The sequence below is a fragment of the Anaeromyxobacter sp. SG66 genome, from assembly GCF_022690805.1.
GTDB classification, from domain to species: domain Bacteria; phylum Myxococcota; class Myxococcia; order Myxococcales; family Anaeromyxobacteraceae; genus Anaeromyxobacter; species Anaeromyxobacter soli.
Map to the genome: position 1 here is coordinate 23,748 of NZ_JALCZC010000048.1, position 6,421 is coordinate 30,168.

Below are 6,421 nucleotides of genomic sequence, written 5' to 3' on the forward strand. Positions count from 1 at the left end.
GGCGCGGGGCGCCCTCCCTCAGTTCCGGAACGTGGGCGGCCGGACGCTCACCCCGGCGATCTCCTCGCGGGCCGCGAAGCCTCCCTCGAGCGGGTGCCAGTGGCTCACGGCCGGCTCGCCGAACTGCCAGCAGAGGAACGCCGGCTCGCCCTCGACCACGGCGTAGAAGTCCACGAGCCCCGCCTCGACGTCCTTCACGAGGCAGCCCATGCCGTTCACGCGCTCGATGACGCGGGTGATCTCACCGGCCAGCCGCTCGAGCCGAGCGGCGTCCGCCTCCCTGCCCTCCGGGGGGCCGTCTCCCCGGAGGAGGGCCACCGCGACGTCGGCGCCGCCGAGCGACTCGACGAGCGGGCCGAGCTCGGCGCGGGCGGCCGCGAGGCGCCCGAAATCGAGCTCCAGCTCGGCCACGAGCGCGTTGGCCTCCTCGACGGTGAAGAAGCGCGGACCCTCGTCCATGGGCGGATTCCCAGACATCTCCGTGTTATAAGCGCGGGCCTGGCGGAGGCACCCGGAGTCCCATGCTCGAGACCGTATCCAAGGGGTTCAAGGCAGCGCGGAACAAGCTGAAGGGGCGGACGGAGATCACCCCCGAGGTGGTCGACGACGCGCTGCGCGACATCCGCGTCTCGCTGCTCGAGGCGGACGTCTCCTTCGAGGTCGTGAAGCGCTTCGTCGCGCGCGTGCGCGAGAAGGCCATCGGCGAGGTCGTCGAGACCAAGGTCAAGACGGAGAAGGGCGTCGTTCGGGTCACGCCCCAGGACCACTTCGTCAAGATCTGCCACGACGAGCTCGAGGCGCTCATGGGCCCGGTCGACACCTCGCTCCGCGACGCGGTGCGGGGGCGTCCGACCGGCGTGATGATGGTCGGCCTGCAGGGCTCCGGCAAGACGACCACCGCCGGCAAGATCGCGAACAAGCTCCTCAAGGAGGGGAAGAAGCCCCTCCTCGTCGCCGCCGACGTGTACCGCCCCGCCGCCGTCGATCAGCTCAAGGTCCTCGGCGAGCGCCTCGGCGTGCCGGTGTTCCACGAGCCGGGCGTGTCGCCGCCGGAGATGTGCCTGCACGCCTTCGAGGCGGCGCAGCGCGAGAAGGCGAACGTCGTCATCTACGACACCGCGGGCCGCCTCGCCGTCGACGAGGAGCTCATGGTGGAGCTCGAGGACATCAAGCGGAACGTCGCGCCGGAGAACATCCTCCTCGTCGCCGACGCCATGATCGGCCAGGACGCGGTGAAGACCGCCTCCGAGTTCGACCGCCGCCTCTCGCTCGACGGCTTCATCCTCACGAAGCTCGACGGCGACGCGCGCGGCGGCGCCGCGCTCTCCATCAAGGAGGTCACCGGCAAGCCCATCAAGTTCCTCGGCATGGGCGAGTCGCTCGACCGGCTCGAGGAGTTCCGCCCCGAGGGGCTCGCCTCCCGCATCCTCGGGTTCGGCGACATCGTCGGGCTCGTCAAGGACTTCGAGCAGCACGTCGACGAGGAGACGGCGGAGGCCGAGGCGCAGAAGATCCTCTCGGGCGACTTCACGCTCGAGGACTTCGTGAACCAGATCCGGCTCGTCCGGAAGATGGGTCCGCTCGGCGACTTGATGGAGAAGTTCCCGCTCTTCGGCGACCTGCCGGAGGGTTTCCAGTTCGACGACCAGGCGCTCACCAAGATCGTCGCCATGGTCGACTCGATGACGAAGGTCGAGCGCCAGCGCCCCGACGTCATCAACGACGCGCGCCTCAAGCGGATCGCGCGCGGCTCGGGGCGCGGAGAGAAGGAGGTCCGCGACCTCCTCAAGCAGTACAACTCCATGCGCGGGGTGATGAAGCAGATCGGCTCCGCCCCCGGCCTGCTCTCGCGCCTCCCCGGCGTGAAGCAGCTCATGAGCCTGCGCAAGCTGCAGGGCAAGGGCATGGAGGACGTGCTCGGCGCCGACGCGCAGGCGGTGGAGCGCGCGCTCTCGGGCGGGCTCGTGCCGGACGCGGCGATGGCGCAGCAGATGGGGCTGCCGAAGGGCTACACGCCGCCCATGTCCGCCGGCGCGATGGCGCGGGCGCGGCTCATGGGCTACGCGCCCGAGCCGATCGCGCTCGAGTCCAAGAAGGACCGAGACGCGCGCAACAAGAAGCGCAAGGCGGAGCGCCAGGCGCGCAAGAAGGCGCGCAAGCGCGGCCGCAAGTAAGGAGCGGGCGGTGGGAGACGCGAGCGACGGCGAGACCTCCGGCGCGCTCTCGAGCTTCCGCGCCCTCCCCTTCCGCCCTGCCGCCTGGGCGGGCGCGGTCTATCCCGACGACCCGATCGCGCTCCGCCGCGCGCTCGACGGCTGGCTCCGCGACGGGGTCGCGCCCCCGCCGTGCGAGCCCGTCCGCCTCCTCGTCGCCCCGCACATCGACTACCCGCGCGGCGCCGCCGGCTACGCCCGCGCGTACCGCGCGCTCGCCGCGACCGACGCCGACCTGTTCGTCGTCTTCGGCACGGCGCACGCGACCCCGCCGCACCTCTTCACCCTCACCCGCCTCGACTACGCCACGCCGCTCGGCGCGGTGGCGACCGATCGCGCGGCGGTGGAGGCCATCGCCGCCCGCCTCGGCGCGGAGGAGGTGCTCGCGGACGAGCTCTGCCACGCGGGCGAGCACTCGGTGGAGCTCCAGGTCGTGGTGCTGCGCCACCTCCTCCGCCGTCCGTTCACGGTCCTGCCGGTGCTCTGCTCGAGCATCTCCCACCTCGCCGCGCCCGCCGAGGCGACGCGCCCGTTCCTGGCGGCGCTCGCCCGCGCGACCTCCGGCCGGCGAGTCTGCTTCGTCGCCGCGGCCGATCTCGCCCACGTCGGCCCGCTCTACGGCGACCCGCGCCCGCCCACTGCGGAAGAGCTCGCGGCCCACGCCGCCGCCGACCGGCGCACCCTCTCGTACCTGGCTGCCGGAGACGCGGACGGGTTCCACCGCGACGCGGTCCGCGAGGACGCACGGCGGAGGCTCTGCGGGGTCGCCCCCATCTACGCGGCGCTGCGCGCGAGCGGGCGCGCCGCGCGGGTCCTCCACTACGCGCAGTGGACCGACGGGACGGACTCCGTGAGCTTCGCCGCCGCCGCCGGCTGAGGCGCCGGAGCGGGCGAGCGCCCGGGCGCCCCGCCGAGGGCACCCCGGTGAAAAGGCGCTGCCTCGGACGAGCGCGCCGGGTCGTTCGCACATAATGTCCTACTGCGTCTCGCGCGCGCCTCACGGCGGCGGGGACGCCCCGACACCTCGCGAGAGACCCCCGCCTCGATGCCGCCGCCCAGGATCCTCAACGTCAACGACCGTGCCGCCGCCCGCTATCTCGTCACCCGGATGCTCTCCGCCGTCGCCTTCGAGGTGGACGAGGCCGAGTCGGGGGAGGAAGCCCTCGCGGCCCTGGAGGCCACGCCGTTCGACGCCGTGGTGCTCGACGTGCGGCTCCCGGGGATCGACGGGTACGAGGTCTGCCGCCGGCTGAAGGGCTCCGAGGCCACCTCCTCCATCCCGGTGCTCCTCACCTCCGCCGCGCTGGTGGAGACCGGCGACCGGGTCCACGGGCTCGAGGCCGGCGCCGACGCCTACCTCGTCCAGCCGTTCGAGGCAGCCGAGCTCGTCGCGCTCCTGCGCGCGCTGCTCCGCACCCACGCCGCGGAGCGGCGGGCGCACGCCCTCGCGGGAGAGCTCGCCGAGGCGGTGCGGGTGCGCGACGAGTTCATGGCGGTCGCCTCGCACGAGCTCAAGACGCCGCTCACGAGCCTGCAGCTCCGGCTCGAGGCGCTCGGCCGCGAGCTCGAGGGCTGCGACGCTCGGCTCGCGGGGAAGCTCGACGCGGCGCTCCGCCAGACCGGAAGACTGGTCGGCCTCGTGGACGGCCTCCTCGACGTCTCGCGGATCGCCTCCGGACGCATGCGCCTCTCCCGCGAGGAGCTCGACCTCGCCCGGCTCTCGCGGGAGCTCGGCGCGCGCTTCGCGCCCGACGCGTCTCGCGCCGGCTGCGTCCTGTCCGTGGCCGCCCCCGCCCCGGTCGTCGGCCGGTTCGACCGGCTCCGCCTCGAGCAGCTCCTCACGAACCTGCTCTCGAACGCCCTCAAGTACGGCGCCGGCAAGCCCGTCCACGTCGACGTGACGGCGGCGGGGGGCGTCGCCCGCCTCGAGGTGCGCGACGAGGGCATCGGCATCGACCCCGGGGACGTCGACCGCGTCTTCGGCCGCTTCGAGCGGGCGGTCTCGCCGCGCAACTACGGCGGGCTCGGCCTGGGCCTCTTCATCGCGCGCCAGATCGCGGAGGCGCACGGGGGCGGCATCGCCCTCTACAGCCGGCCGGGCGAGGGAGCCCGGTTCACGGTCGAGCTCCCGCTCGAGGCCGAGGCCCTGCTCGAGTCGGGGACCTGAAGCCTCCCGCCGCTCCGCGACGGCGCGCGCCGGAGGGCTCGTCCCGACGCGGGCCTAGGGCTCGTCCTCGTCAGCCTCGTCGGCCGCGGCCGCCTCGCCATACTCGATGGCGCAGCGGGCGCAGAACTCGTTCGGCGGCGGCGCGGACGGCACCGCGATGGTCTTCCCCTCGGCCCCGCAGACCTGGCACCGGCCGGGCAGCTCCACCTCGCCGCGGTCCACCGGGCTCTCCTTCGTCGTCTCCCTCATCCCCCACCTCGCTTCCCCTTCTTCGGGACGACCAGCCCGCGCGAGAGCCGCCGCAGCACGCGATGGTGCTGCCGGCGCTTGTAGCGCTCGTGCGACGAGTCCCCCTCCTCGTTCCGCGCGGCGGTCGCCGCGTCCACCACCTGGAACTCGACGAGGGAGAACACGATCCGGCCGAGCTCGTCCGCCATGGGATCGAGCGGCGGCATGAGGTCGTCGATCCGGACCGGCAGGTCGACGACGAAGTTGAGCACCCGGAAGTCGCGGCCGCTGAACTCGTTGCGCTTGGCGGCGGGATCGCGCCGCTCGAGGTCCGCCGGGAGCTGCAGCTCCGCGGCGATCGCCGAGCCGCGCGGGTGGCTCGCGAGCAGCTCCTGGAAGCGGACCAGGCTGTTCTGCGTCTGGCCGGGCACCGCGTAGTTGAACGGGAACAGCGTCTGGGTGAGGTGCCACACGACCGGCGCGATCTGGTCGGTGCGCTCGGTCACGATCCGGTAGCGGACCCGGTCGAACACCTGCGCCGCGACGGACTCCTTCTTGGCGAGCAGCTTCGTGACGAGCGAGTCGCGCGACTTGGAGTTGCCGGCGAACTCGATCACGGGCAGGCCCGCCGCGCGCATCCGGTCCGCCTCGGCCATGATCCGCCGGTGCGCGCGCTGCGCGAGGTCGGACTCGCGGAGCGGCGTGCGGAACAGGAGCTCGCGCGCCTCGAGGTGGTGGATCACGTGCATCACCTTGAGCACGACGCACGCGATCCGCCGGAAGCGCCGGGGCTCGAGCGTCCCCGAGGCGAAGAGGAACAGGTCGCGGACGTCCTCGGGCTCGGCGACGGGCACCGCGACGCGGTAGCCGAACACGGAGCGGAGGTACTCGACGGCCTGGGCGAGGATGGCGCGCAGCCGCCGCACGTCGCGGATGTCCTCGTGGTCGAACTGGTTCAGGCGGAGGTAGCCCTCGACCTCCTCCCGATCACGGAAGTTGAGCCGCCGCCAGTCGATGACGGAGCCGCCGCGGAGGATCACGCGCAGCGCCTCGAGCTCGGCGATCCCCATCCGCTCGAGAGGTCGGTACCCGCCGGCCGGCACCGGCGCGAGCTTCGTGTGCAACGCCACCTCTCCTCGTCCTCGGGGTCCGCGGGACAGTGGCAGCGGCGCGCCCTCCGGTCAAGCCGACCCGGCGGGCCGTCCGATCGCCCGCCCGCTCGTTCGCGGTGGGCGGCGCGGCGTCGTGCCGCGGGGGCGCGCGACGCGCCGCCCGCGGCGACGGCCCGGGATCAGAACCGGAACGGGAAGGTGACCTCCTGGCCGGTCGTCGTGGAGCGCGGGAACTTGATGCTCTTCACGACGCCCGCGAGGCACTGGGCGAACTGACCGCTCGCGAACTCGGGCGTGAGGCACTTCACCTCGCGCACCGAGCCGTCCGCGTTGATGATCCAGCGCATCCTGAGCGTGCCGGTGGCCTCGGCGTCGCGCGCCTTCTGCTCAGACATGCAGCGCTGGAGACCGTCCATCCGCTGGGCGACCGACTCGTTGATCTGCGCGGAGCTCAGCTTCGCGGGCACCTCGCCGCCGGGGCGCGGGGGGACGTAGACGGACCGGCGGGCGGAGCCCGAGCCGCCGCCGAGCGCCTCGTCGAGCGCAGCGTCGTTCGACTCGAAGTCGAGGACGTCCTTCTTGCGGGCCGGAGCAGGTGCGGGCGCAGGGGTCGGCGCCGGGGGCGGCGGCGTCGCCTGGGCGACGCGCGTCTCGCGCGGCCGCGGCGCGGGCTCGCGCCGCACGGCGCGGGCGGGCTCCTC

The 6,421-nt window shown here is 73.5% G+C and carries 7 protein-coding genes; 3 read left to right on the forward strand and 4 right to left on the reverse strand.

Annotated elements, in window-relative coordinates:
* Window positions 1–18 precede the first annotated feature (18 nt).
* On the reverse strand, window positions 19–459 hold the full coding sequence (locus MNZ39_RS14180; protein WP_242339579.1) for a DUF2203 domain-containing protein: 441 nt from the start codon (window positions 457–459) through the stop codon (window positions 19–21).
* A gap of 62 nt (window positions 460–521) precedes the next feature.
* Between MNZ39_RS14180 and ffh the strand changes: the two genes are divergently transcribed.
* From ffh to MNZ39_RS14195, 3 genes are all read left to right on the forward strand, one after another.
* Window positions 522–2,174: a signal recognition particle protein gene (gene ffh, locus MNZ39_RS14185; RefSeq protein ID WP_242339581.1), complete on the forward strand. Its 1,653-nt coding sequence runs from the start codon at window positions 522–524 to the stop codon at window positions 2,172–2,174.
* 10 nt (window positions 2,175–2,184) lie between these two features.
* Window positions 2,185–3,090 (forward strand): AmmeMemoRadiSam system protein B, encoded by a 906-nt coding sequence (amrB, locus tag MNZ39_RS14190; RefSeq protein WP_242339583.1) that lies wholly within the window; start codon window positions 2,185–2,187, stop codon window positions 3,088–3,090.
* Window positions 3,091–3,258: 168 nt separating this feature from the next.
* Window positions 3,259–4,380: a hybrid sensor histidine kinase/response regulator gene (locus MNZ39_RS14195; protein WP_242339585.1), complete on the forward strand. Its 1,122-nt coding sequence runs from the start codon at window positions 3,259–3,261 to the stop codon at window positions 4,378–4,380.
* A gap of 54 nt (window positions 4,381–4,434) precedes the next feature.
* Here MNZ39_RS14195 and MNZ39_RS14200 read toward each other — a convergent pair whose 3' ends face one another.
* The 3 genes from MNZ39_RS14200 to MNZ39_RS14210 all read right to left on the reverse strand — a co-directional run.
* Window positions 4,435–4,629 carry a hypothetical protein gene (locus MNZ39_RS14200; RefSeq protein ID WP_242339587.1) on the reverse strand — a complete coding sequence of 65 codons (195 nt, stop codon included), beginning with the start codon at window positions 4,627–4,629 and terminating at the stop codon, window positions 4,435–4,437.
* On the reverse strand, window positions 4,626–5,678 hold the full coding sequence (locus tag MNZ39_RS14205; protein WP_242339591.1) for a TIGR04552 family protein: 1,053 nt from the start codon (window positions 5,676–5,678) through the stop codon (window positions 4,626–4,628). The genes MNZ39_RS14200 and MNZ39_RS14205 overlap by 4 nt, the downstream gene beginning before the upstream one ends.
* 221 nt (window positions 5,679–5,899) lie before the next feature.
* Window positions 5,900–6,421 (reverse strand): AgmX/PglI C-terminal domain-containing protein (locus MNZ39_RS14210; RefSeq protein WP_242339589.1); only part of this gene is annotated, 522 nt, incomplete at its 5' end.

What these genes read in the sequence shown, in the direction of transcription:
- MNZ39_RS14180 (WP_242339579.1), bottom strand. Translation starts at nt 459, where the DNA reads ATGGACGAGGGTCCGCGCTTCTTCACCGTCGAGGAGGCCAACGCGCTC.
- ffh (WP_242339581.1), top strand. Translation starts at nt 522, where the DNA reads ATGCTCGAGACCGTATCCAAGGGGTTCAAGGCAGCGCGGAACAAGCTG.
- MNZ39_RS14195 (WP_242339585.1), top strand. Translation starts at nt 3,259, where the DNA reads ATGCCGCCGCCCAGGATCCTCAACGTCAACGACCGTGCCGCCGCCCGC.
- MNZ39_RS14200 (WP_242339587.1), bottom strand. Translation starts at nt 4,629, where the DNA reads ATGAGGGAGACGACGAAGGAGAGCCCGGTGGACCGCGGCGAGGTGGAG.
- MNZ39_RS14205 (WP_242339591.1), bottom strand. Translation starts at nt 5,678, where the DNA reads ATGGGGATCGCCGAGCTCGAGGCGCTGCGCGTGATCCTCCGCGGCGGC.